General features: G+C 67.1%; 22 protein-coding genes. 10 read left to right on the forward strand and 12 right to left on the reverse strand.

Features of this window, described 5'->3' with window-relative positions; all coding sequences use genetic code 11:
• The first annotated feature begins 280 nt into the window (after positions 1–280).
• The gene (locus tag NCCP691_RS02050; RefSeq protein WP_220806582.1) at positions 281–2,008 is read left to right on the forward strand and encodes a methyl-accepting chemotaxis protein; all 1,728 of its coding nucleotides are present in this window, start codon (positions 281–283) and stop codon (positions 2,006–2,008) included.
• A 69-nt stretch (positions 2,009–2,077) separates the two neighbouring features.
• On the opposite strand, the gene NCCP691_RS02055 is transcribed toward NCCP691_RS02050, so the two are convergent.
• Entirely contained in the window at positions 2,078–4,651 is a 2,574-nt protein-coding gene (locus tag NCCP691_RS02055; protein WP_220806583.1) for an EAL domain-containing protein, read from the reverse strand.
• A 283-nt stretch (positions 4,652–4,934) separates the two neighbouring features.
• Between NCCP691_RS02055 and NCCP691_RS02060 the strand changes: the two genes are divergently transcribed.
• The 3 genes from NCCP691_RS02060 to NCCP691_RS02070 all read left to right on the forward strand — a co-directional run bounded on the left by NCCP691_RS02060 (position 4,935) and on the right by NCCP691_RS02070 (position 7,523).
• Positions 4,935–6,119 carry a GGDEF domain-containing protein gene (locus tag NCCP691_RS02060; protein ID WP_220806584.1) on the forward strand — a complete coding sequence of 395 codons (1,185 nt, stop codon included), beginning with the start codon at positions 4,935–4,937 and terminating at the stop codon, positions 6,117–6,119.
• A 251-nt stretch (positions 6,120–6,370) separates the two neighbouring features.
• Positions 6,371–6,646 carry a hypothetical protein gene (locus tag NCCP691_RS02065; RefSeq protein WP_220806585.1) on the forward strand — a complete coding sequence of 92 codons (276 nt, stop codon included), beginning with the start codon at positions 6,371–6,373 and terminating at the stop codon, positions 6,644–6,646.
• A 76-nt stretch (positions 6,647–6,722) separates the two neighbouring features.
• The gene (locus NCCP691_RS02070; RefSeq protein WP_220806586.1) at positions 6,723–7,523 is read left to right on the forward strand and encodes an acyl-CoA thioesterase; all 801 of its coding nucleotides are present in this window, start codon (positions 6,723–6,725) and stop codon (positions 7,521–7,523) included.
• 11 nt (positions 7,524–7,534) lie between these two features.
• Here the strand turns inward: NCCP691_RS02070 and NCCP691_RS02075 are convergent, their stop codons facing one another.
• From NCCP691_RS02075 to NCCP691_RS02095, 5 genes are all read right to left on the reverse strand, one after another.
• Positions 7,535–8,623, reverse strand: a complete 1,089-nt coding sequence (locus NCCP691_RS02075) for a hypothetical protein (RefSeq protein WP_220806587.1) — start codon at positions 8,621–8,623, stop codon at positions 7,535–7,537.
• Positions 8,624–8,893: 270 nt separating this feature from the next.
• Positions 8,894–10,678, reverse strand: coding sequence for a right-handed parallel beta-helix repeat-containing protein (locus NCCP691_RS02080; RefSeq protein ID WP_220806588.1), 1,785 nt, complete (start codon positions 10,676–10,678; stop codon positions 8,894–8,896).
• Positions 10,679–10,834: 156 nt separating this feature from the next.
• Positions 10,835–11,155: a DMT family transporter gene (locus tag NCCP691_RS02085; protein ID WP_220806589.1), complete on the reverse strand. Its 321-nt coding sequence runs from the start codon at positions 11,153–11,155 to the stop codon at positions 10,835–10,837.
• Positions 11,152–12,060, reverse strand: a complete 909-nt coding sequence (locus tag NCCP691_RS02090) for a DMT family transporter (RefSeq protein WP_220806590.1) — start codon at positions 12,058–12,060, stop codon at positions 11,152–11,154. The genes NCCP691_RS02085 and NCCP691_RS02090 overlap by 4 nt, the downstream gene beginning before the upstream one ends.
• A 99-nt stretch (positions 12,061–12,159) precedes the next feature.
• A complete protein-coding gene (locus NCCP691_RS02095; RefSeq protein WP_220806591.1) occupies positions 12,160–12,660 on the reverse strand; it encodes a hypothetical protein in 501 nt (166 codons plus the stop codon).
• Positions 12,661–12,958: 298 nt separating this feature from the next.
• On the opposite strand from NCCP691_RS02095, the gene NCCP691_RS02100 reads away from it, so the two are divergent.
• Both NCCP691_RS02100 and NCCP691_RS02105 read left to right on the forward strand, forming a co-directional pair.
• Positions 12,959–13,672, forward strand: coding sequence for a hypothetical protein (locus NCCP691_RS02100; RefSeq protein WP_220806592.1), 714 nt, complete (start codon positions 12,959–12,961; stop codon positions 13,670–13,672).
• A gap of 390 nt (positions 13,673–14,062) precedes the next feature.
• Positions 14,063–16,528 (forward strand): DUF4142 domain-containing protein, encoded by a 2,466-nt coding sequence (locus tag NCCP691_RS02105; protein ID WP_220806593.1) that lies wholly within the window; start codon positions 14,063–14,065, stop codon positions 16,526–16,528.
• Positions 16,529–16,560: 32 nt separating this feature from the next.
• Here NCCP691_RS02105 and NCCP691_RS02110 read toward each other — a convergent pair whose 3' ends face one another.
• The 5 genes from NCCP691_RS02110 to NCCP691_RS02130 all read right to left on the reverse strand — a co-directional run bounded on the left by NCCP691_RS02110 (position 16,561) and on the right by NCCP691_RS02130 (position 21,341).
• Positions 16,561–17,139: a M23 family metallopeptidase gene (locus tag NCCP691_RS02110; RefSeq protein ID WP_238482275.1), complete on the reverse strand. Its 579-nt coding sequence runs from the start codon at positions 17,137–17,139 to the stop codon at positions 16,561–16,563.
• Positions 17,140–17,144: 5 nt separating this feature from the next.
• Positions 17,145–18,281 (reverse strand): trypsin-like peptidase domain-containing protein, encoded by a 1,137-nt coding sequence (locus tag NCCP691_RS02115; protein ID WP_220806594.1) that lies wholly within the window; start codon positions 18,279–18,281, stop codon positions 17,145–17,147.
• Positions 18,282–18,296: 15 nt separating this feature from the next.
• Complete coding sequence (locus NCCP691_RS02120; protein WP_220806595.1) at positions 18,297–18,830, reverse strand: DUF2231 domain-containing protein; 534 nt, start codon at positions 18,828–18,830, stop codon at positions 18,297–18,299.
• Between the two features lie 78 nt (positions 18,831–18,908).
• The gene (locus tag NCCP691_RS02125) at positions 18,909–20,072 is read right to left on the reverse strand and encodes an MFS transporter (RefSeq protein WP_238482276.1); all 1,164 of its coding nucleotides are present in this window, start codon (positions 20,070–20,072) and stop codon (positions 18,909–18,911) included.
• Positions 20,073–20,234: 162 nt separating this feature from the next.
• Complete coding sequence (locus tag NCCP691_RS02130; protein ID WP_220806596.1) at positions 20,235–21,341, reverse strand: mechanosensitive ion channel family protein; 1,107 nt, start codon at positions 21,339–21,341, stop codon at positions 20,235–20,237.
• Positions 21,342–21,440: 99 nt separating this feature from the next.
• Here NCCP691_RS02130 and NCCP691_RS02135 point away from each other — a divergent pair, with 99 nt between their 5' ends.
• The 4 genes from NCCP691_RS02135 to NCCP691_RS02150 all read left to right on the forward strand — a co-directional run bounded on the left by NCCP691_RS02135 (position 21,441) and on the right by NCCP691_RS02150 (position 23,324).
• Positions 21,441–21,752, forward strand: coding sequence for a hypothetical protein (locus NCCP691_RS02135; protein WP_220806597.1), 312 nt, complete (start codon positions 21,441–21,443; stop codon positions 21,750–21,752).
• A gap of 43 nt (positions 21,753–21,795) precedes the next feature.
• Positions 21,796–22,737: an oxygenase MpaB family protein gene (locus NCCP691_RS02140; RefSeq protein WP_220806598.1), complete on the forward strand. Its 942-nt coding sequence runs from the start codon at positions 21,796–21,798 to the stop codon at positions 22,735–22,737.
• A gap of 1 nt (position 22,738) precedes the next feature.
• A complete protein-coding gene (locus NCCP691_RS02145) occupies positions 22,739–22,948 on the forward strand; it encodes a DUF3820 family protein (protein WP_220806599.1) in 210 nt (69 codons plus the stop codon).
• 115 nt (positions 22,949–23,063) lie between these two features.
• Positions 23,064–23,324 carry a hypothetical protein gene (locus NCCP691_RS02150; RefSeq protein WP_220806600.1) on the forward strand — a complete coding sequence of 87 codons (261 nt, stop codon included), beginning with the start codon at positions 23,064–23,066 and terminating at the stop codon, positions 23,322–23,324.
• Between the two features lie 58 nt (positions 23,325–23,382).
• Here NCCP691_RS02150 and NCCP691_RS02155 read toward each other — a convergent pair whose 3' ends face one another.
• Positions 23,383–24,525, reverse strand: a complete 1,143-nt coding sequence (locus NCCP691_RS02155; protein WP_220806601.1) for a hypothetical protein — start codon at positions 24,523–24,525, stop codon at positions 23,383–23,385.
• Positions 24,526–24,724: the final 199 nt, after the last annotated feature.

Here is a 24,724-nt window from a genome sequence, read left to right on the forward strand (position 1 = left end):
AACAAGCCCGCTTTGGGCAGCAGGCGTGCTGCCCGTCCTCGCCGACCCCCCGTATTCTCGACGGAGCGGACTGGCACAACTCCCCTGTACGGAAAGGTATGAATGCTGAACGCCGGGTTACGCCCGCCTTTGCCGCACGGCTATTCCCGGCAGAGCATGGGCGCTAAAATGGTGCGAATAACCATGTTATTAACATGGTTGTAGGACAAACGCTGACAGCGAAGCCAGGTGGTTGCGTTGTCGAAGCGACTGCCTGTTTTCTAACCAGAACCTTACGAAGATGTTTAAGAACCTGAGTATCAGAAGCAAACTTTTTGTATTGGTCTGTGCCTTGCTGCTGGGGATGGGTGCCCTGGGTGTATCCGGATATCTCGGCATCCGCATTGTCGGAAGCGAGATGGTGGAGATCGGTCGCGTCAGGCTGCCCTCCGTCGACGGACTGCTGACGCTGAGCGAAGCGCAGACGGCGGTGAAGGCCGCCAATCTCTCCACGGCGCTTTATGAGAATAATTACAACGCCGCGAAACAGTTCGGGGAAGTCCTCGCCGCCCGGAAGAAGGCCTGGGCGAATGCGGATGCGGGCTGGAAGATGTACGAGCCCCTGCCGCAGACCCCGGAGGAAGCGGTCTTGTGGAAGCAGTTCGTCGCCGAGTGGGAAGCATGGAAGCGCGCCGACGCCGGCATTGCCGCCATCATCGAGGGTCTCGAAAAAAGCGCGAGCGAGGAAACGCAGAAAGAGCTTTTCTCCCGCTTCTTTGCACAGTATGACGCGTCGGTTCCCCTGTTCGGCAAGGCCGAGGAGACACTGCTCAAGATCGTCAGGCTGAACCAGGACGTCGCCGTGCAGGCGGTGGACAAGGGCGAACGCGCCGTGTCGCGCGCCGGGCTGATCATGCTCGCGGTCGCGATTGCCGCGGTAATCGTTGCGCTGGTGGTCGCCGCGCTCATCACCGCCAGCATCACGGCGCCGATCAGGGAGGCGGTCAGGGTCGCGCAAACGGTGGCGAGCGGAGACCTGACGAGCCGCATCGAGGTCACCACCACCGAGGAGACCGGCCAGCTGCTCAAGGCGCTGCGCGAGATGAACGACAGCTTGGTCAGGATAGTCGGCGAGGTACGCACCGGCACCGATACGATTGCCACCGCATCCTCACAGATCGCATCCGGCAATCTCGACCTGTCCTCGCGCACCGAGGAGCAGGCCAGCTCGCTGGAGGAAACCGCATCCTCCATGGAAGAGATGACGAGCACGGTCAAGCAAAGCGCCGATAACGCGCGCCAGGCGAATGCGCTGGCTGTGTCCGCCTCCGAAGTAGCGAGCAAGGGCGGCGCGGTGATGGGCGAAGTGGTGACAACCATGGGAGCGATCAATGAATCGTCGAAGAAGATCGCCGACATCATCACCGTCATCGACGGCATCGCATTCCAGACCAATATCCTTGCCTTGAACGCGGCGGTGGAAGCGGCGCGCGCCGGGGAGCAGGGCAGAGGCTTTGCAGTGGTGGCGTCCGAAGTGCGGACGCTGGCCCAACGGTCCGCCTCCGCGGCGAAGGAGATCAAGGGACTGATCGTCGAATCCGTCGAGAAGGTGGAAGCGGGTGGCAAGCTGGTCGATCAAGCCGGCACGACCATGGACGACATCGTCGAAAGCATCCGGCGCGTCACCGACATCATGGCCGAGATCATGGCCGCCGGGCAGGAGCAGAGCGCCGGCATCGACCAGATCAATCAGGCGATTTCCCAGATGGACCAGGTGACCCAGCAGAACGCGGCGCTGGTCGAAGAGGCAGCCGCCGCGTCCGCGTCACTGCAGGATCAGGCCGGCAAGCTGGCGCAGGCGGTAAGCGTATTCAAGCTGTCCAGGGAAGCAGGCGCCGCGGCTCCCGCACCTGCTTCCGCCGGCCCGAAGACGCGCACCGCGGCGAAGGCGCCGGCAACACGCCCGGAAAGCAAGCCGCGGCTGGCGGTCGTCAAGCGAGGCGGCAACGATGACTGGGAAGAGTTCTGAGCGCACGGGCCACACCCGGGCGGCGATCGCTTCGGCTCTGATCGCCGTCGTCCGCATGGAGGCGGCGTGCTAGGCGCTCGCCGCCTCTTCGACAAATGAACGCAGTTGGTCGGCCGGCAAGGGACGGCTGAAAAAATACCCCTGCATGATCCCGCAGCCCTGGTCGCGCAGGAATTCCGCCTGCCCGCGCTCTTCCACGCCCTCGGCGACCACCTCCAGCTTCAGGCTGCGGGCGAGTGCGACCACCGCGCTGACGATCATGGCGTCGTCGTTGTCGGCGGCGATGTCGCGCACGAAGGAGCGGTCTATCTTCAGGCAGTTGATCGGGAAACGCTTGAGGTAACTCAGGCTGGAGTAGCCGGTGCCGAAGTCGTCGATGGCGAGATGTATCCCCATCGCGCTCAGTTCGTGCATCACGCGGACCGCTCCGTCCGGGTTATCCATCACCATGCTCTCGGTGATCTCCAGTCCGAGCGCGCCCGGCGGGCATCCGGTCTCCTGCAATGCCTGCCGCACCTGGCTCACCAGGTCGTGCTGCCGAAACTGTCTCGCCGACAGGTTGACGTGGATGCGTGCGACATCGAGTCCGGCCGCGAGCCAGGACTGATACTGCCTGCATGCCGCGCGGAGTATCCAGGCGCCGATCGGGGCGATGAGGCCGGTGTCTTCGGCGATGGGTATGAATTCGGCGGGCGACACCATGCGCTGTCCCGCCGGCTGCCAGCGGATCAGCGCTTCCACCCCGGCCAGCCGCCCGGACGGCATGCAGACCTGGGGCTGGTAATGCAGGACGAACTCGTCCCGCTCCAGTGCGCGCCGCAGCGCGGCTTCCAGTTTCAGGTTATCCAGCGCGCGCGCGTTCATGTCCGCCGTGTAGTAGCGGTGGATGCCGCCGCCCGCCTGCTTGGCCCGGTGCATCGCGGTGTCGGCGTTCTTGAGCAGGCTGCCGCTGTCCCGCCCGTCGTCCGGATAGAGGCTGACGCCGACGCTCACCGACGGGAAGACTTCGCATGCGGGCAGATGAAGCGGCGCCCGCAGCCCGTCGATGATCCGCGAGACGAGCGCGTCCACCTCTTCCCGGCTGTCGAACTCCGCGATGATCACGAACTCGTCTTCGCCGAGGCGGCCGAGGGCGGCGGACCCGGGCAGCATGTCGGTCAGCCTTCTCGCCACTTCCAGCAGGACCTGGTCGCCGATGTCATGGCCGAGGCTGTCGTTGATCTTCCGGAAGCGGTCGAGATCGATGAGCACCACCGCCGTCCTGCGGCCGGTGTCTTCGGCGCGGACGATCGCCGCCGCCAGCTTCTCCTGCATCAGATTGCGGTTGGGGAGCCGGGTGAGCCGGTCGAAGTTCGCCACCCGCACGAGGTCTTCCTCGGCCTGCTTGCGCGCGCTGATGTCCTCGATCACGGCCAGGTAGCGGTTCTTGCCCTCCGAATCGACGATGGCGGACACCGTGACGTTGACCCACACAGGATGCCCGTCCTTGTGCACGTAACGCTTTTCCTTGTTGAATTCCCTGATCTCGCCCGACACGAGCCGTGCGGCGAGCGCGGCCGACGACTCCAGGTCCTCGTGGTACGTGAAATCATGGAAGCGGCGCGACAGCAGTTCGCTTTCCGGGTAGCCGAGAATCTCGCACAGCTTGGGATTGACCCGCATCAGCTTGCCGCTTGCCGAGCTGTAGGCGATGCCCAGTCCGGCCTGGGTGAAGATCAGCCGGAAATGCTCCTCGCTCTCGCGCAGCCGCATCGCCGCCCGCAGTCGCGGAGTCACGTCCGTGGCGATGAGCAGCAGCAGGTTTTCGCCGCCCTGCGCGGTGAGGCGGATGTTGACCTCGAGCTTGCGCTCGGCGCAGTCCGGGCAGCCCAGCGTCACCAGCAGGTTGTCCACCGGCCCGGCATTGTCCTTCACCGCGGCGATGCCGGACAGGAGTCCGGGATCCGGGACCAGCTCGCCGATCGGCCGGCCCCTCACATGCGCATCATCGTCCAGTTCAAGCACGGCGAGCATGGTCGCGTTCACGGACCGGATCAGCCCCGCGGAGTCGACGACCACCAGTCCCGCCGGCATGCCGGCGATGATCTGCTCGAGATAATCGCGCTGCTGGAGCACCAGCTGCTGGTCGGCGGCGAAATACGTGTCCAGCGCCAGCACCATGTCGAGGCAGACGATCTTCAGCACCGCATCGCAGGTGTCGAGGAAGCGGTCCGGCCGCGCGGACAGCAGCGGCCACAGGCGCCGCATGATCTCCGACAGGTACTTGCGGTAGGCGCCGATATACCACTTCGGACCCAGCCCGATCTTCTGGTGCACCACCCCCACGCGCAGCCGGTCGTGCACATACGCCGGACCGTAGTCGCCGGCGGTGAGCCGGTCGAAATACGCGGCCTGGGATTGTCTCAGGCGCCCGATGGTAGTGGGGTCGGGCAGCAGCGTCTGCAATTCCGGAAAGTTGAACAGATGCTCATAGAAGGCGGTTGAAAAGCCGTCCTTCTGCTCGCCCAGCAGGGAGCGCAGGTCGCGCAGCAGGGCGATGTCCTGTTCGCTGAACTCGAGGAACCGCTTGCGCTTGTCGATTTCGTCCGCGGTCAGACCCAGCTGACCTGCGATCCTGTCTACCGCTTCACTGATGTGGGCCATCCGACGCTGAACTGCCTTTCTGATTATTTCCGGACTGTTTCGCCCGGAAGGAGTCCCCCCGTGCGGCCGTGTGTAGCTTAATAGCATCATTCCTTAATGAAATCAACAAATCTAATAAAACGCGCCATAATGTGCTTATAATTGGCGGATTTGCCAGCTTCAGCGAAGCCCTCCCCGATCTTTTTCCTCGGACGGGGGGGCCTGCGGCGCGCCCGGGCATACGTCCTTTTCCATCGTCTGCCGGCATGTGCGCTGCAAATACATCCATGGCGTCCACAGCAGCATGCTTCTCACGACCGAGATATTTCTCCTTTCGTCCCTGCTTTGTTTTCTGACAGTGCTCGTTCTTCTGTCGGTGAAGTCGAGCCGGGTGCCCGGGACGAGGGAACTGATTGCCTCCGCGGCCCTCGGGGTGGCGGCCAACCTGCTGTATGCGTTTGGTCGGCACCTCCCGCCGCTTCTTGCCTATGAACTGGCCAACGGCGTCTACGCGGCGGCGACGGGCGCGGCGTTCATCGGCTATCGGCTCCTGTTCGGCCGCAAGCCCTGCGCCTCCGCGGTCGCCATCGCCGTCGCCTTTTTCACCGCCGGCATCGCCTACTTCCATTACCTGGTCGATTCCCACCTTGCGCGCAGCGCCCTGGTGGCGCTGTTTCAGGCCGGCGTCTGCGCCGGGATTGCCACCACGCTGCTTCAGGCGCGGCGGGAGTGGCGCAAGCCTTATTACACCAAGCTCTTCGTCCTGGCCGTGTGCGGGCTCATCGCCGCCGGCCACCTCGCGCGCGTCGCCTGGCTTTGGGCCGCGCCGGACGCGCCGACCTCGCTGCTCGAGCCCAACCTGTGGAGCGTGGCCTTTCTGTCGGCATTCTGCTTCGCGCTTCCCGGCCTGGTATTCGGCGGCCTGCTGCTGGTGCACCGGCGCATCGTGGCCATGGCCGAGGAGGCCGCCAACCGCGATTTCCTGACCGAAGCCTGGTCGCGGCGCGCGTTCTTCGAGACCTCGCGCCGTGAAATGGCGCGCGCGCTCAGAACCGGGCGGCCGCTCGCACTGATGCTGATCGATTTCGACAATTTCAAGCCGATCAATGACACCCTCGGTCACGATGCGGGCGATCGCGCGCTGGTCGCGTTTGCGCGCAGGGCGCTGTCGGCGCTGAGGGAGACCGATTGCCTGGCGCGAATGGGCGGCGACGAGTTCGCGGTTCTGATGCCCGAAACCGATCTGAAGCGCGCGATGCTCGTTGCAACGCGCCTGAAGAGCGAGGTGGAAACGACGACCAGGCAGGACGATTTCCTGCGCGGGGTCACGCTGAGCATCGGCGTGTCGCAGTACACCGCGAACGACACGCCCGAAGTCGTGCTCAAGCGCGCGGATGTCGCGTTGTACAAGGCCAAGGCCGCGGGACGGAACCGCATCGTCTGCGTCCCCGTCGAGCACGACCGTGACCGCCTGCGCCAGGTCGTTTAGCAGCCGCCCATCCGGTTCGCGATGCGCCGACACGCCGCGCGAGATCGATCAAAACGACAACACCGCAGCCGTGCGAGGCTGCGTGAGAAGCGTGCGCGGCTGGTGTTTTTGCAAGCCTGTTGTGCATCCGTGACAGGAAAAAATTTTCCTTGAGGGAACCCTTGAAGGGCTCGACCCGTCACAGCTAAAGTGAGCGTTCGCGCAGCACCGACGCTGCACCTGTCTTCTCTCTCGTTCGACTTTGGAAAATCATGATGCAACCTAAGCTGATACACCGCGACCAATCGGCATGGGAATTGGGCGACCTCGCCTATGATCTCGGCGACACGCTGGAAATCGGCGTGCAGAAAGCCGCACGCGCCGGCATCCGTCCGGGCGCCGACGGCTACGCGGCCTTCCTGACTGCGTTCGGCCGCCGCGTGCGCAGCAAGACCGTGTCCCCCGACAAGGCAGCCCTCGTGGCCGACCCGGCGCAAGCCGGATCGGCGGTGGTGCTGACGCCCGACTTCCAGCGCGCCGGCGTCTGACCCCGTCCGCGGCCGCGCGCGGCGCGGGCGGCCGCCTGCCGTTATGATGTCGGACGCGACAACTCCCGACATCCTGATGAGCACCCATCCTTTCGATCTCGCCCTCGTTCTCGAGGGCGATCCTTCGCACGAACTCGCCGGCCATACGTCGGCCGATTACTGGAACGCCATCTCGCCCTTCGGCGGCATCACGGCGGCGACCATGCTGCAGGCGATGCTGCGTCATCCGCAGCGCATCGGCGAACCGATCTCACTCACCGTCAATTTCGCCGGCGCGATCAAGCCGGGTCCGTTTCGCGTGCGCGCGCAGGCGGTGCGCACCGGCCGCACCACCCAGCACTGGCTGGCGCAGCTGCACCAGGGCGACGATCCCGAGCCGGCGGTCACCGCCAGCGCCGTCTTCGCGCTGCGCCGCCCCACCTGGAGCGAAGTCGAAACCGCCCTGCCGCGCCATGCAGGGCCGGAGGGGCTGCCGCGCTACGATCCTCCGCGGCCCTTGCCCTTCCTCGAGCGGTATGACATCCGCTACGCGGATTCCCATCCGTTCGCGGGTGGCGAGAGCAGCCAGACCCAGTGCTGGATAGCCGATGTGCCACCGCGCCCGGTCGATGCCGCCGCCATCGTCGCCTGGTGCGATGCCTTCATTCCGCGCATCTTCGTCCGCCGCGGGCAGCCGACGCCGATCGCGACGGTGACGCTCAGCGTCTACTTCCATGCCGGCGCCGCCGACCTGCTGGCGCGGCCCTGCATGCTCGGTTTCGCGCAGGCGCGCGCCAACGCCTTCCAGGGTGGCTATCACGACCAGGAAGGCAGGGTGTGGGCGGACGACGGCAGGCTGCTGGCGACGACCCACCAGATGGTGTGGTTCAAGGAGTAGCGTGGCGGCGGTCAGTCGCCGGTTGTGGAATTCCGACTGGAGGCCTGATTGAGTTCGACCTCGGGGACGATCCTGCCGGGTTCGAAACGCGACTTGTACGCGGCCGCCGCGGCGTTCGCTTCATCCGCCGTATAGATTCTTCCCTGTGCCTCCCATACGTCGGGAGACGCGATGTGAAAGTTCTCGTACCAGTATGAGACGCCCTTGAGGGAATTGATGTCATCGTACGCGTCGACCGCAAGATAATTGGTCCTCCTGGCGGCATCGAAGAACGACCTTATCCGGGGCGCACTTTCACAGTCTGCGTTGGAATCGTTGCTGTCGGTGTCGATCGGCTCTTTTCTACCCCATACCTCGGACACTGCCCTTGCTCCGGCCGATAGCGTGGCGGCCCTGACCCTTTCGTAGATGGTTCTGCTGTCTTGATTATCGGCCTCTCCGCCGACGATCAGCGCCGATACCGGGCGGCCATCCGCGGACAGCGCCCGGACGTCTTCTTCTATCGCGATGCGGATGGCATCCGAGGACAGGTTGTCACCCTGGGGAATGAAATGACCCAGCGATCCCTTTTCGCCATTGGTGAGGATCACGGCGGTGCAATCGTTGATATTGAAGGTCGCCCCCTTTTCGGTCAGCCTCACCATGTCCGGAACCTCGTAGTCACCCTCGCACACCAGTTCATCACGCACATCACGCGTCTTCATGAGCCTGGTGAATTCAGCGTGTGAAACGAGTTTATGCCGGACGCAGAACCGCTCCCGCTCCAGGGTCGCGCCCGCGGGGAGCTTCTCCAGCCAGCGCGGCCGCTCTCTCTCACCCGGCGCGGGCGGCTGCCCGCCACGCCGTGCAGAGGCGAGCGCCGCACTCAGCTCCGCCTGCAGCGCCGTATGCCTGGATGCCGCCGCCGAGATGGCGGGAATGGCGGGAGAATCGCCATTCAGCGACCAGTAGAGCTTTCTGCCCGACTGGCCATCCCTGAAGGACACCGTCGCATGGGTTCCTTGCCGCGTCGCGCGAACGTGCAGTGCGGATTCGGGCAGTTCGGCCTGCGCCGGACTGCGCGTTCCCCGCTGGGACTGCGCGCCATGTCTGCGGTACATGTCGGCGAGTTCCGCGGCGGCGGCGTCGAGGTCTGCGCGTATCTCCTGTACCGGTCTTCCCTGCGAGGACGAGGCTGCCTCGCCGGCGCCCCCCCGGGAACTGGAGGGGCCGGCATGCGGCGGCGGATGATGGGAGGGTGACGGCGATCCGATTCGGGACATGGCTGCGCAGTGGGCGATGGAAAACCGATATGTGCATGCCGCCGCATCGCGGTTCCATCGGCTGGCGGTTCCCGTCCGGCCGCCGCCCCAGTCACGCCGCCACGCGACTCAGGGCGCGGCGTAGCTGGACGAACCGTCCTGTCCCGTGCGCTGCTTCCATTGCGCGTATCCAAGCGGCTCGCCGTTGTAGTTGGCGAAGATGGACGAGGCGCTGCGGTACTGATTCGCGTCCATCGTCGCGAACTGCGCCACCGATGCGGTTCCCGCATCGCTGCTCAGGCGATAGGTCTCTTCGCCGTTGCGCGAGCTGAAGCTGTTTTGCGTGACGCTGTTGCGGCGTACCCGGCCGGCGGCGGTTTCCGCCATCTGGATGTGCGCTTGGCTGCTCGCCGAGAAATCGTTGCCGCGCACGGTGACGTCGTGGCCGTCGAACAGGAGCATGCCGTTGCCGTTGCCGGCGATGGTATTGCCGCTGACGGTCACGCCATTGGCGCCGTCGCCGAGATAGACTGCCCACGCCAGCCGCTGGCCGACGCCGACCCGGCGGATCGTGTTGTTCTCGATGCGGGCGTTCAGCGGCAGGCCGTCGCGCGCGGAATTGAAGATGCCGCCGCAATCGGTCAGCATCAGGCAGGCGCCGTCCACCACGTTGCCGGTCACGACGGAGTCGCGGAAAGTGCGGATGCCGATGTAGCCGGCGTTGGTGACGGTATTGCCGGAGACTGTCGCGCCATTGCCCGCGGTGAGATTGATGGCCGCGTGCGCATTGACCGGCATGCCGAGCGAGCCGGCGGCATCGATACGCACCCTGCTGATGTGCTCGCCGCCGCCGCCCCACTTGACCGCGATGGCATCGTGCCGCGAATTGCGTATGCTGCCGCCCTCAACCCGCAGCCCGCTGCCGCCGGAATTCATGATGCCGTTGCCCGCGCTGTTGGCGATGTCGACGTCACGCACCTGCAGGCCGCCGGCGTCCCGCGCGTGGATGCCGTCGGTCGCGCCGAAGATGGACACGCCCTCGATGCGCACGGAGGAGGAGTTGGCGGCGTTGATGCCGTGCGCGTCCGGCGACGCCCACGCGCGTCCCTCGGGCGACTGGCCATCGGCCGTCCACACATACAGCCTGTCGCCGCTCTGTGCCCACTCGCCGGCTTCGTCCAGCATCCACAGCTTGCCTTCGACGTAGAAGTCCGGTTGTCCCTCCAGCGCGTAGCCGTCGTAGTTGGCGTCCCCCGTCGAGGCGAGGGCCATCGTGCCGTTGGCATAGCCGGTGATGGTGCGCGCTTCCATCGCCCATTCATAGGGACGGAACAGCAAGCGCGCGCCCACGAGGTCGGAGGACGGCATGGCATAGCGCAGGCTGCCGGCGCTCGAGGACTCCGCGCGCGCCCAGCCCTGCGCTCGGCTCGGCCAGTGGGCGAGACGCTGCGGCTGGCCGCCCACGCTCAGCTGCGCGGCGGCGAAGTCGACCGGCGCCGACCAGATATTGCCCTGGTGGCGGGTCCAGCCGGTGATCTCCCGTCCGGGGCTGATCGTCGCCTTGCCGCAATCGCCGGCAGTCCTTACCGTCACATTGGCTTTGCCGCGCAGGTCGAGGGTGCCGCGATAGGTGCGGCCGCATTCGAGCGCGAGTACCGCGCCGCTCGCGGGTGCGGCCGGCAGGCTGAGCACCGGCAGCGCCAGCGAGGGCTGGGCCGGCGGCGCGGCGTAGGGCGTCTCGCTGGCGGCCGGCGCATTGCTCGTCGTGCTCGCGCTGTTGCCGACCGCGGTCGACGCGCTGGCCTCGGACGCGCTTCCGCCCCCGCCACCGCCGCCGCCGCAGGCGGCAAGGCCGGTAATGGCGCCGCCGACCAGGAGCGCGGTGAGGAGGATGGGCTGCTTTGCATGCTTCATGGACAAGACTCCTTGGCCGTTTTTTATGGTCCGGGTCGGAGTCGGTTCCAGAAAGAATTGTTCCTTGGGAAAAGCTGCACTTTTGTCCATCTGTTCTCAGGGAACTTGCGCGACTTCGGCATGTCGCGCGCGGCCCGCTGCCGGGGAACTCGGACGCTAGGCCGCGAGATTGAGCAGCACGACGCCGACCAGGATGGCCAGCAGTCCCAGTGCCTTGAGCAGCGACACGCTTTCGCCGTACAGGAACACCCCGATCAGTGCCACCGCCGCCAGGCCGACGCCGCTCCATACGGCATAGACGATGCCGACTTCGAGGGTCTTGAGAATCTGCGCGAGCAGCCAGAACGACGCGGCATATCCGCAGACCGTGAGCACCGACGGCAGAGGACGGGTAAAACCCGCCGATGCCTTGAGCGAGGTGGTGGCGATGACTTCCGCGGTGATGGCGAGCGCGAGCATGAGCCAGGCTTTGTTCATTCTTTGTCCTTGTTGTTGCGCACCCTGCGCGGGCGCATGTCGAGCCAGGCGGATGCGCAGCTGCACAGTGCGATCAGCAGCATGCCGGTCCAGGCCCAGCCGTCCGGAATGTGACCGAACAATGCGAAGCCGAGCGCGGCCGCGAATACGATCTGGCTATAGGTGAAGGGCATCAGCGCCGGCGCGCGCGCCCGCCTGAATGCCATGACCAGCAGCAGGTGGCCGGCGGTGCCGAGCAGGCCCACCGCGAGCAGCAACAGCAGTTCCGCGACGCCGAGGGCGGCGAACACGGAAGGCAGGCTGCCCGCCTGCAGCGCGACCAGCGGCGCGAGCAGTAGCATGCCGATCGCGCCGGTGTAGAACTGCGTCGTATGCGGATGCTCCAGCACGGCGAGATGGCTCGAGAGCAGGTTGTAGGCGGTGGCGACCAGCGTCGCCAGCAGCGGCAGGATGGCCGCCGCGTTGAACAGCGCGCCGCCGGGCCGGATCACGATCAGCGTGCCGGCGAAGCCGCCGAGCAGCAGCGCCCACCGCAACCGGCCGAGAGGCAGGCGCGACAGCCGGCTCGAAACCGCGGTGAGCAGGACGGGAGACAGCATGATGATGGCGGTGAATTCCGCCAGCGGCATGTGGCGCAGGCTGAAGAAGGTCAGCACCGACAGCAGCACCAGCATCAGGCCGCGCAGCAGCTGAAAGCGCGGATGCAGCGTGACGAAGCCGCGCGCACCGCGTCTGGCCCATACCGCGGCGGCCATGATCGCGCTTTGGATAGTGTAGCGGCACCACAGGATGATCACCACCGACAGCAGGCCGCCGAGATACTTGGTGCCGGCATCCATCAGGGAGAACAGCAGGGCGGCGGCAACGATCATGACGATGGCGCTGCCGGGATGGGAGGGTCTCATGCGGCAAGATGATAGCCGCAATGCCCCGCGTCTGCTGCCGGCGGGCCGGGACCTGGTGCAGGCCTGCTCCGGCCCTCCGGTGCGTGGACCTTGCCGCCGTCAGCGGCCGATGCCGACCGTCGGACCCGCGTTGGAGCCCGGCCCCGCCGGTGCGCCGGTCGAGCCGCTGCCCATGCGGCCGACGCCGCCCGTGGTCGGATTCGAACCGCTCTGAGAGGGCGGGACGCTGCCCATGGCACCCGACGAGCGCTCGGTGCCGCTCGCCGAGCTGCCGCCGCCTGCACCGGCGCTGCCGGAGGTCGGGCAGTCGGCCCTGCCGGCGCCGGCCTGGCCTGCTCCACCGTTCCCGGTCCGCTCCGGCGGGCAGTTGGTGGCGCCGCTGCTGCCCGTTGCACCCGCGCTGCCTGATGAGGAGGCGCCGCTGGCGCCGGATCCCGACGACGACGAACCCGATCCGGTGCGTCCGGGTTCGACCGAGCTTCCCGAACCCATGGTGCCGGCGCTGATGCCGGACGTGCTGTTGGTTGGCGTTTGCGCGAACGCCGAAGTGGCAAGCGCAAGCGCGGTGGCGGCGGTCAGTGCCGCGAGCGTGGTTCTCATGATCATTCCTCCAGTCGAAAAGCCGATGACGATGACGCGGTTGTGCAAAAAGCGTGCCGTGCGAGGGCGGAGAGACAGGTCCGGAGAACGATCATAGGGGCGCCGCAGGCCGGGGGCTGCAACGGTCGATCCCGAGCCCGCTACGCCATCAGGCGCGGCGAATGCATCGCTGCATGCGTTGCCATGGGATCGCATCGCGGCTGATGCCGGACAGCCTGACGCGGACGCGCGCACACCCGGCGCACTGCCTGTGCAGCGCGCCGGGTGTGCTTGCTTCAGATGCTGCGGGAAGTATTACTTGCCGCTGCCGCCCGAGCCGCCGGAGCCGCCCGAACCACCGCCCGATCCGCCCGAGGAGCCGCCGGACGATCCGCCCGAAGAACCACCCGAAGAACCGCCGGAGGAACCACCCGAAGAACCACCTGAGGAGCCGCCCGAGCCCGAGGTGCTGCCGGAGCCGCCCGAGGAGCCGCCGAGGGAGCCGCTGGACGAACCGCTGCTGCCCGAGGCGCCGGAGGTATCCGACGAGCTGCTACCCGAGCTGCCGCCCATCGGGGTGGAGCTGGAGCTGCCGGACGAACCGCTGCCCATCGAGCCGGAGGAGCCGGAGCTGCCGGACGAACCGCTGCCCATCGAGCCGGAGGAGCCGGAGCTGCCGGACGAGCCACTGCCCATCGAGCCGGAGGAACCGGAGCTGCCGGATGAACCGCTGCCCATCGAGCCCGCGCCCGAGCTGCCGGAGGCGCCGCTGCCCGACGAACCGGAACTGCCGGAAGAACCCGAGCTGCCCGAGCTCTTCTTTTTCTTCTTGTCGGTATCGGTGTCCGATGCGGAAGAACCGGAGGAGCCGCTGGAGCCGGACGAACCTGTCATGCCAGTCGAGCCGCTGCTGCTTCCGCTGCTTCCGGTGCCGCCCGAGGACGATGACTGGGCGATGGCCACACCGGTGCTGCCGAGTGCGGAAATGAGTGCTGCGATCAGTAGTTTTTTCATCGAATGCCTCCTGGGATGAACTGGGTAAATGAGTGTGTGATGAAAGGTATTGCCCGCGCCTGTCGATGCGTGATGGGCATGCGCCGGAGTTCGTTAGAGGCATCCAGGGATTGAAGTTCACCTGGCGTTTGTATCAATTGATGACACCTTCTTTCGCGCTTGACGGCGCAGGAAAGTTTTAATGCGCTACGTGTTACGTAGCGCAATGCATCGCGTCAATTGAAGCTGCAGGCGCGCAATGGAGTCTGTTCCAGACCATGCGCCGTTCGTGTTGCGGGAACTCGGCGGCACGGCACTGTCGTACAAGTCCCTCTGGCACGGGGCTGTCGTTTGTCCGTGCCGCACGGCTCGCGCGACGCACTCGTTATCAGGCATGCGTCGCTTTATATATGACCTCTGGAGATCTGACATGAAAAAAATGATTGCGGTTATTTCCGCTGCGATGCTCGCAGCGTGCGGTGGTGGTGGCGGCGGAGACGATGATGTCGCAGCGAACAACACCGGCGCGGGAAGCGGCAGCGGCAGCGCCAGCGGCGGCACCGGTACCACGGGTGCGGCGGCCGATGCGGATCAGCAGGGCTCGGCGGCATTGCCGGCCGCGGATTTCCTGCGCAGCGAATTCCAGGAAGGAACCGGCGAAATTCTGCTCTCCCGCCTCGCGCTCGAACGCGCCTCGTCGCCGAGAGTGCGCCAGTTCGCGCAATTGATGATCGACCACCATACCCGCGCCAACGCGGAGATCCAGGCGCTGGCCTCCGAGCGCGGCGTCAGTCTGTCGAGCGACGCCGGCTCCGATCACCAGACCAGGTATGCACAGTTGCAGGCCCTGTCCGGCAGCGAGTTCGACCGCGCCTACATGGACTACAACGTGGCGATGCACAACACCGAAGTCAATCAGCACGTCTCGATGCTCGTGGCGGCCGGTCAGCAGGATGGATTGAACGGCGTGGCGACGGGCACCATCGGCACCGGGTCCGGCACCGGGTCCGGCACCACCGGCACGGGTACGGGCACCACCGGCACGGGCACCAGCGGATCCGGCACGGACGCCTCGGGCACGGGCGCAAGCGGCACGGGTAGCGGGGCTGCCGGCACGGGCACCGGGACCACCGGCACGGGTACGGGGACGACTGGCACGGGTACGACCGGCACAGGCACCGGTACGGATGCTTCCGGCACCGGTACTACCGGCACGGGCGCTACCGGCACGGGCGCTACAGGCACGGGTACTACCGGCACGGGTGCTACAGGCACGGGTACTACCGGCACGGGTACTACTGGCACGGGTACTACTGGCACGGGTACTACTGGCACGGGTGCTACTGGTACAGGAACGACTGGCACCGGCGCTACCGGCTCGGGCGCTACTGGTACAGGCACTACCGGATCGGGCACTACCGGCACGGGCACTACCGGCACAGGCACTACCGGCACAGGCACTACCGGCACAGGCACTACCGGCACAGGCACTACCGGCACAGGTGCGACCGGTACAGGTGCGACCGGTACAGGCACCACGGGTACAGGCACCACCGGCACAGGCACGACCTCTTCGGGCACGACCGGCGATACGACCGGCACCTCGGGCGGAGCGGCTGGCAGCGACGTCGATCTTGCTCTCGCTGCCTACCTCGTCAAGATGAAGACCGTTCTGTCGCAGCATCTCGGCATGGCGAAGGAAATCAATGGCGAGATCAATCCGTCGGCATGGCTGATCAATGCCTATCGCGACGGTCTTGCCGAGATCGAGCTGTCGAGGATCGCGCTGCAGCGCGCGCAGAACGCGGAAGTGCGCACCTACGCGCAGATGCTGATCGACGAGCACACCCGTCTCAACACGGAAGTCGCCCAGGTCATGCAGGCCAAGGGCATTACGCCGCCGACCACGGTGACCGCCGAAAACCGCAGCGCAGCCGAGGAGCTGGAAGAACTCGAAGGCGCGGTCTTCGACAAGGCCTACATGAACCACAACGTGATCGTGCATGCGCTGAGCGTGCAGCAGACGCGGGTACAGGCCTCGGGCGCGGGCGATGCGGATGTGCAGGCGCTGGCCGCGCGTTCCCTGCCGCATCTCGAGGAGCACCTCGCGACCGCGACCCGGATCTACCAGGCGCTGCCGACCGATCTGTTGCTCGGTGCATGGACGGACGGCCTGGGCGAGATCCTGCTCTCCACGCTGGCGGTGCAGCGCGCTACGGATCCCGAAGTGCGGCAGTTCGCGCAATCCATGATCGACGACCATACGCGGGCCAATACCGTCGTCGCCGCTCTGGCGGATGAGCGCGACCGCTTCCTGCCGGTGGAGCCGTCGGCCGAAACGGCGCTCGCATTCATGCAGCTTGCGCCGCTGACGGGCCCCGCCTTCGACGCCGCTTACATGTCGAGCAATGTGGCCGTGCACGAGAAGGATGTCGCGCTGTTCACCGACCGTGCGCAGAACGAGCCGGATGAAGCCTTGCGCGCATTCGCGGCGCAAACCTTGCCGGTGCTGACCGCGCATCTGCAGGAAGCGACCACGCTGCGCGATCGCGTTGGCGCGGCGGCGGGTGCGAACGGCACGGGCACCGGCGGCACGGGCACCGGCAGCACCGGCGCCGGTACGGGCACGACCGGAACAGGCGCCCCCGGGACCGGTACGGACACCACCGGAACGGGCAGCACGGGCGCAGGCACCGGCACCACAGGTGCGGGCACCGGCACCACGGGTACGGGTACTGGCGCTACAGGCACTGGCACCGGCGCCACGGGTACCGGCACCACCGGCACGGGGACCGCAGGCACCGATACCGGCACCACCGGTGCGGGTTCGGGCAGCGGCGCCGCGACCGGCACCACCACGGGGGCGACCACGGGGGCGGCGGCCACCGCTTCCTGAAGCGTGCCAGCGCGATGAAGGCGGCAGGCCGATCAGGGCTTGCCGCCCGGCCGCGGGGAGCGCGCGTCGTTTACGCGCCCCGCGGCCAGCAACGGATATGGATTGATCGGGCCTGACGGCGTGTAGATGCCGTAGTGAAGATGCGGCGGCGTTCCCTTTGCGTTGCCGCTGTCGCCGACATAGCCGAGCACGGCGCCCGGCTGGATGCGCTCGCCGCTGCGGACATGAGCGTAGGCATCGAGATGGGCGTAGTAGTGGCGATGGCCGCCCGGACCGAGCACCCACACCACCTTGCCGCCGAGCCGGTTGCTGCCGCGGCGAAGTATCAGACCCTCCGTCGTCGATCTGACCGGCGTTCCTCGCGGCGCGAAGATGTCCACGCCCTCGTGACGTCGTCCTCCGCTGCGGGATGCATGCCAGCTGTCGTGCATGCGCGCGCGCGGCGAGCCGAGCGGCTGCGGCAAGTCTTTCGGCGGCGGTAGCGCGAGCAGGCGGCCGAGATACACGCTGTGTTCGAGTACCGGCCTGACGAAGGCGATCAGCGCGCACAGCGCCACCGCCAGCGCGAGATTGCGCGGCGCGGCCACCAGCATGCCCGGCAGGCCGGCCACGCCGGTCAGCGATCCAGCGCCGCCACCTTGATATCGGCGGCGATCATCTTGCCCTCGCGCCAGACCTCCGCCTTGACCGTACTGCCGGGCCGCGTGCCGCCGACCAGGCGCGCAAGGTCGGCGGTCATCTCGACCGGCTTGCCGTCGTAGCTCAGCACCACGTCGCCGGGGCGGATGCCGGCATCGTCCGCGGGTCCGCCGCGCTGCACCGCGGCCACCAGCGCGCCGCGCGGCTCCTTGAGCCCGGCCGCGGTGGCGAGGTCGAAGGTCAGCTCCTGCAGCTGTACCCCGATGCGTCCGCGTATCACCCGGCCGCTCTCGCGCAACTGCTGGCCGATGTCCATCGCGATGTCGATCGGTATGGCGAACGAGATGCCCATGTAGCCGCCGGTCTGGCTGTAGATCTGGGAATTGATGCCCACCACCTCGCCGCGCGTGCTGAACAGCGGTCCGCCCGAGTTGCCCGGGTTGACCGCGACGTCGGTCTGGATGAAGGGCACGTAGCTGCCGTTGGGCAGCAGCCGTCCCTTGGCGCTGACCACGCCCACGGTCACGCTGTTCTCGAAGCCGAAGGGCGCGCCGATGGCGGCCACCCATTCGCCCGGCTCGATGCGTACCGGGTTGCTGATCCTGACGGTGGGCAGGTCGCGCGCGTCGATCTTCAGCAGCGCGACATCGGTGTACGGATCGGCGCCGATGACCTTCGCCTTGTACTCGCGCTTGTTGGTCAGTTTCACCGATACCGCATCGGTGTCGGCGACCACGTGCGCATTGGTGAGGATGTAGCCGTCGTTGCTGATGATGAAGCCCGAGCCGAGGCTGGCCGCGGGCGCCTCGCCCACGTCGGGCTGCCCGCCGAAGCGGCGGAAGAACTCGAACAGCGGATCGCCGCTGCGCAGCCCGGGCGCGGCGCTCGCATGCCGCGTGGCGCTGATGTTCACCACGGTCGGCCCCTGCTGACGGACCAGGTTGACGAAGCTGGGCAGTTCGACGCCGCTGCCGGTCACCGGCGCCGGCGCCGGTGCGGCCGCAGGCGCGGGTGCCGAAGCCGCCGGCGGAGGGGGTGCGGGTTCATCCCGCGAGCAGGCCGCGAGCAAGGCCAGGGCAAGCACGCCGGCGTGCCTCGTGAGGGGGTGGGCCATGAGGGCGCTCCCCGTTCAGTGCAGAACGGGGCCGGCGGAAGGCGCCAGCTTCTCCTCGCGCAGCATCGCGGTTTCCAGCAGCTCGTCGGCGGGCGGCGCAAGCTCGGGCGCGCCGGCGGTCGGATCGACGCCGCTCACCCGCATGCCCTGGTCGTACACCATCCTGCCGCCGAACCAGCCGGACACGAGCACCCCGGCGGCCGCTGCCGCCGACAGCATCAGCGAGCCGGCGCGCCGGTCAGCGCGGCGCTGGAACACATTGAGCAGGGTGAGCGCCATGGCGGCGCCGTTGAGCGAGGCGTGCACGTTGGCCGTGCGCTTGACTTCGGTCTCGGGCGATATGGTCAGGTAGTCCATCAGGCCGGACGTGGCGGCCGCCACGCCCCCGACCAGCCCTCCCACCAGGCTGTAATAGGCGGCGTCCGCGTAGGACTCGTCGCCGCTGCGCCGGTACATGGCATCCATCACGAAGCCGAAGGGAATCAGGGCGGCCGGCGCGACGATCAGCATGGGATGCAATGGATGGCCGGCAAAAGTGGACTTGGGCATGGTCTTTCCTTGGAGGGTGGCGAATACTTCTATAGTTATTCGCAACCACGCAAGGTTCCCGCCCGCGGCTCGCGCCGCTCAGGCCAGCATGCGCGAACGCGATGCGACGAGAGCAATGATGATGCTGAGCATGCCGATCAGGCCGATCGCCATCTGCATGCCGAGCACGTCGGCGATGGTGCCGATCACCGGCGGGCCCACCAGGCCGCCGACATGGCAGAGGGTGGCGACGCTGGCCGAGGCCATCGCGCCCTGCTGTCCGGCGGCGCTGAAGATGAAGGGGAACAGCAGCGCCAGACCGAGGCCGGAGCAGGCGAAACCGGCCAGCGCGAGCCAGGCGTTCGGCGCAAACACCGCGAGGAACAGGCCGCAGGCGGAGAGCGCGGCGCCGAAGCTCACCAGGCGCCGCGCGCCATGGCGCTCCTTCAGGCGGTCGCCGAACAGGCGGCACACCAGCATCATCACGGTGAACGCCGACAGCGACAGCGGGGCCACGCCTTCGCTCGCGCCGAAATGATCCTTCATGAACACGCCGCTCCAGTCGGCGATGCTGTTTTCCGACATGGCGCCGCAGAAGCCGAGCAGGCCGAGCAGGGCGAGCGGGCCGCGCGGCAGCGCGAAGGCCTTGCGCTCGATCGTCTCGCGCTGGTCGCCGCCCTGCAACATCTGGCTCGCGGTCCACAGCAGCATCGCGGCCGGCAGGGCGATGGCGAGGAAGTGCGAGGAAGGCGGGATGCCGGCGCCGGCCAGCGCGCTGCCGAGCAGGGCGCCGCACAGCGAACCCGAGCAGCCGAGCGCGTGCAGCATCGACATGCGGGAGGTGCCGGCCGCTTTTTCATAGCGGGCCGCCATGGCATTGAGGCCGACGCCGAAGCAGCCGCCGGTGACGCCGAGCATGAGCACGGCCAGCATCAGCAGCGGTACCGAAGGCGCCATGCCGATACCCACCAGCACCATGCACAAGCCCATGGCGCCGGCGCGCACCGTGCGGCGTGCGCCGAGGCCGGACATCATGCGCGCGGCCAGCGGATAGGAGATCAGCGCGCCGAGGCCGCCGCACAGAAGCACGAAGGACAGCAGGGTATGCGAAATCTGCAGGCCGTCGCGCAGCGCGGGAATGCGGCTGGCCCAGCTGCCCATGATCAGGCCCGACAGGGCGAACACGGCGGGCAGCGCATAGGGCCGCAGGTTGGGGACGACGAGGCGTGAAGGAAAACTGTTAGCGGTTTGGGCGGTGTGCATCGATTATCCAGGGCAACGTTTCTATGACGTAATGCGCCTGTGATGCCTGCCGTCCGGAAATAGTTTCCCGGAATCAGAAAAAGTTTTGGGCGGAAAAAACGGGCAGAGTCGTTCGGCCAACAAGCTGGCAGAAAGACATGCGGAACCTGCAAGGAAAGGTGCCTATTCGGAGGCCGGGCGTAGCCTCGGGTGCACCTGTTCGAGCGGCACCCGCATGGGGAGCGGGGTGTCGGGATGCCATTGCACGGTGTGGACCGGGAAGGCGATCCGGATGCCGAGCCGGCGGAAGTCGCGCATCAGGCGCAGGTTGATCGCCTGGTGGATGTCCATGTAGACATTGAAGTCCGGCGTGAGCACGTAGTAGACGTTTTCGAAGATCAGCCCGCGCTCGGAAAAGGTCTTGAAGTGCGAGCGGTCGAAGCGGGTCTGGAAGCCGGCGGCGGCGATCGCTTCCTTCACCAGGCCGGGTATCTTCTCGATGTGCTCGACTGGCGTGTCGTGGGCGATGCCGAACTCGAAGGCGACGCGACGCTCTTCCATGCGCTTGAAATTGCTGATGCGCTTCTTGAGCAGCTCCGTGTTGGAAAACACGATCTGCTCGCCGCCGAGGCTGCGGATGCGGGTGGTCTTGAGTCCGACGTATTCGACCGTGCCCATGAAGTCGTCGACCACGATGAAATCGCCGATCACAAAGGGCTTGTCGAGCGCGATCGAGACGGATGAAAAAATGTCCCCGAGGATGTTCTGCACCGCCAGCGCGACCGCGACGCCGCCGATGCCGAGCGAGGCGGCCAGGGTCGTGATGTTGAAGCCGAGATTGTCGAGCACCAGCAGCACCGCCACCGACCACAGCACGATGCGCAGCAGCAGGCCCACCGCCAGCAGATGGGTCGCGCTCGACGGATTGGAGGCGCGATGCGATTCAAAGGCCCGATCAAGCGACACTGACAGCAGGCGATTCGCCCACAGCGCCGCCTGCAGCACGCCGATCACCACCCAGCCGTATTCCAGCAGCCGGCGGTACTGGTCCGGCAGCGCCATCTGGCTGAGGCCGGCCAGCACCGCGACCGCGAACAGGAAAAGATGGCTGGTCGCGTCGAGCAATTGCTCCGGATAGCTGAGGAAGGCAAGGCCGCGGCGCGAGGCCAGCTTGTGCAGCTGGCGGCCGACCATCGCGCGCAGCAGCAGCAGGGCGGAAAACACGCAGAGCGTCACCACCGCCGCGAAGGTCCAGCTGGAAGAAATGTCGAAGTGAAAGTTGAAAGGCATATCACGCTGACCGGCGGCGCCGCGTTCCGGTTCCCCCGCAACTTGTACCGGCGCGCGCGTTCATAGTGTCATCCATGCATGACGAAAAGGAGATGCAAGATGGCAAATACTCAGCAACCCGATCAGGGCCGGCAGACGCCGCCGCAGGTGTCGCAGCAGGTGACGTCGGCGTCCCAGCTGTCCCAGTCCGGAGACGACAACGCCGAAGACGGCCGCTTCAGCGTCGCCGAGGAAGTCAATCTCGACGAGCAGTCCGACCAGGCGCGCCGCGTCGGCCAGCCGCCGGAAGGCCAGGGCGACCCGTCGGAGGCGATGGCCAGGTCGCTGCAGCAGGGCCAGGACGAAGCCGGCGCCGGCGCCAGGGAAAACCTGCAGGCATCGATCGAACGGGCGGTGCCGCGCGGCGACTGAGGTCGATGTTAGGATGGCGGCGTTTTCCCCATGCGCCCCGTCCATGCTGTTACCGCAACGCCCGATCGTTCTGCCGGCGCCCCTGCAGCGCCGGCTCGAAGCGGCCGCCGCCGGTTTTTTTCGCGGCGACGGCCGCTTCGATTTTTCCCGCCCGGCCGGCGAGCCCGCGCTCGTCGGTCCCGATTCCACCGCCTGGAAAATCTTCAAGAACCCGGTCACGCTGATGATAGGCGGCATCGCCGCCGTCATTCTCGAGCTTGCCGAACCCCGCGTCCGCGCCGGCGTCTGGGAGCACACCAGCTTTCGTCGCCAGCCGCTGCAGCGCCTGCAGCGTACCGGGCTGGCGGCGATGATGACGGTGTACGGGCCGCGCAGCCAGGCCGAGGCGATGATCGCCAGGGTCGGCGCCATGCATGCGAGAATCGCCGGCGTCACGCCCGAAGGCCAGGCCTACCGCGCGGATGATCCCGCGCTGCTCGACTGGGTACAGGCGACGGCGAGCTTCGGCTTCATCGAGGCGTGGGCGGAGTGGGTGGCGCCGCTGTCGCGCGCGGAGCGCGACCGCTATTACGCGGATGGACAGGCATCGGCGCGGCTGTATGGCGCGACCTCGGCGCCGGCTTCCCAGGCGGCGCTCGAGCGCCTGTTCGACGCCACGGTCGGACAACTCGGCGGCTCGCCGGTGCTCGCCGAGTTTCTCGGCCTGATGCGCTCGGTTCCGCTGGTGCCGCCCGCGCTGGCGCCGCTGCAGTCGTGGATGGTGGCGGCGGCGGTCGAGCTGGTGCCGCCGGCGGTCGCCGCCAGGATCGGTCTCGACGGAGAGGCGCGCCTGGCGGGATGGCAGCGGCGGCTGCTGCAGTCCGCGGCGCGCGCGGCGGACAGGGTCGTGCTGCATGAGGCGCCGCCGGCGCAGTCCTGCCGCCGGCTCGGCCTGCCTCCCGATTATCTCTACCGGCCGCGTGCGCCGGACGCTTCCCGGCACTGACATGGACCCGCGACATCTTCAACTGCTCGTCACCCGCGAGATGCCCTTCGGGAAATACAAGGGCCGGCTGCTCGCCGATCTGCCCGGCCACTATCTCGGCTGGTTTGCGCGCGAGGGATTTCCGAAGGGCGAACTCGGCCAGCTGCTCGCGCTCATGTACGAACTCGACCACAACGCGCTGCGGCACCTGCTCGATCCGCTGCGCAGGTGAGGGCGGTCGACGAGCGTCGAATGCGGTGCTTCCAAAGCCTGCGCGGAATCAGCGCGGACCCCGGCGCCGGCGGCTATCGTTGTGGCGGATCCCCGAATTCCTTCCCGCAAGCCACATGGCCATTTTCGACGACGACCGCCAGCGCAAGGCCGCACTGTTTCTGCTGGCCGCGGCGAGCGCTTTCATCGCGGGCGCCGGTCTGCAGCTGCTTCTGCTCGGCGCCGCGCCGATGGATGCGGTGAAGGGCGGCGGCCGCGTGCTGTTCTGGGGCGGCATTACCGCGGCATTGCTCGCCCGTGTGCATGGCCGCACGCTTCCCGGGATTTCCCTCGCCACCTGGACCGGCGCCGGACTCATCATCGTGAGCTGGTGGTAGGGCCCGCCCGCAAAAAAAACGGGCGCCTGCGCGCCCGTCGTTCAATCCGCAACCATCCTCAGTGCCGCAGCTCCCACTGCCGCGCCGGCATCGCCACGATCTCCGACGCCGGCTCGCCCGCGGGCGCGTTGAACGCACTGATGCGCGCGTTCAGCGTCCCGTTGGGCAGTGCCGAGGAATCGAAGTCGAGCCAGGCGAAGGTGCGGTCGGCGGAGATGCTGAACACGCCGTAGCGCGGCAGGTATCCGCTCGCCGGCAGCAGTTCGACATTGCGCAGGTTGGTGCCGCGCACCTCCAGCCGCGTCGTGCCGCTCACCACGGCGCCGTGCGCGGGCGCCATGGTGGCGGTGGCGGTGAAGGTCGACGGCGCGGGCGCGGAGCCGTTCCCGATGTTCCAGGTCCGCGCCGGCATGGCGATGATCTCCGTCGCGCCGGGCTGGCCCGCCTGCACGTTGTAGGCGGCGATGCGCACGCCGGTCGCGCCGTCGGGCACCGAGCGCGAATCGAAGTCGAGCCAGGCCATCGTGCGGTCGGCCGACACATTGAACACACCCAGGCGCGGCGAATAGCCCGACGCCGGCAGCAGTTCCGCATTGGCGATGCCGCTGCCGCGGATTTCAAGCCGGGTAGTGCCGCTGACGCTGGCGCCGTCCGCCGGCGCCGCGGTCACCGAAGCCGCGAAGCTCGAGGAGGGCGCGCCGCTGTTGCTGATGTTCCAGCTGCGCGCCGGCATGGCGACGATTTCCGCGGCGGGCTGGCCGGCGGGCGCGTTGAATGCGCTGATGCGCATGTTGACCGCGCCGTTCGGCAGGCGCGTGGTGTCCAGGTCCAGCCAGGCCAGGGTGCGGTCGCCGCTGATGTTGAAGATGCCGTAGCGGGGCAGGTAACTGTCCGCCGGCAGCAGCTCCACGTTGTACAGGTCGTTGCCGCGCACCTCCAGCCTCACCACGCCCGACAGCGTCGCCCCGGCCGCCGGCGCCTGCGACACACCGGCGAAGAACGGCGCCAGCGGATTGTTCGAGCAGACCGGATCGAGGCTGCAGCTGTTGAGGGCTCTTCCCTCGGAAGTGTAGACGGTGGGTTTGAAGGTGCTTCCGCCACCTCCACCGCCGACGTCGAGATCCGGGCCGCCTCCGCCACCGCATGCGGCGAGCAGAGTCGCCAGGCCGATCGTCGTTAAGACCTGCAAGCTTCTAGACATGATTCTTTCGCTCCAAATTGAAAAGGACTTACGCGGACCTTGTGAAGGGCTGAAGTCTGTCGGCACCAAGGTGCGTGTGGTTTTTTCGCCTCCCTGCATGTGCGCCCTTCGACGGTTTTGGAGTTGGCCGCGGTTCCGGCGGTTTAGTCGGCGCGCGTGCTTCGCTTGAGGACTCGCAAACCCGCGCAATGACGTAAAC

The sequence above is a fragment of the Noviherbaspirillum aridicola genome (assembly GCF_019656455.1).
GTDB classification, from domain to species: domain Bacteria; phylum Pseudomonadota; class Gammaproteobacteria; order Burkholderiales; family Burkholderiaceae_D; genus Noviherbaspirillum; species Noviherbaspirillum aridicola.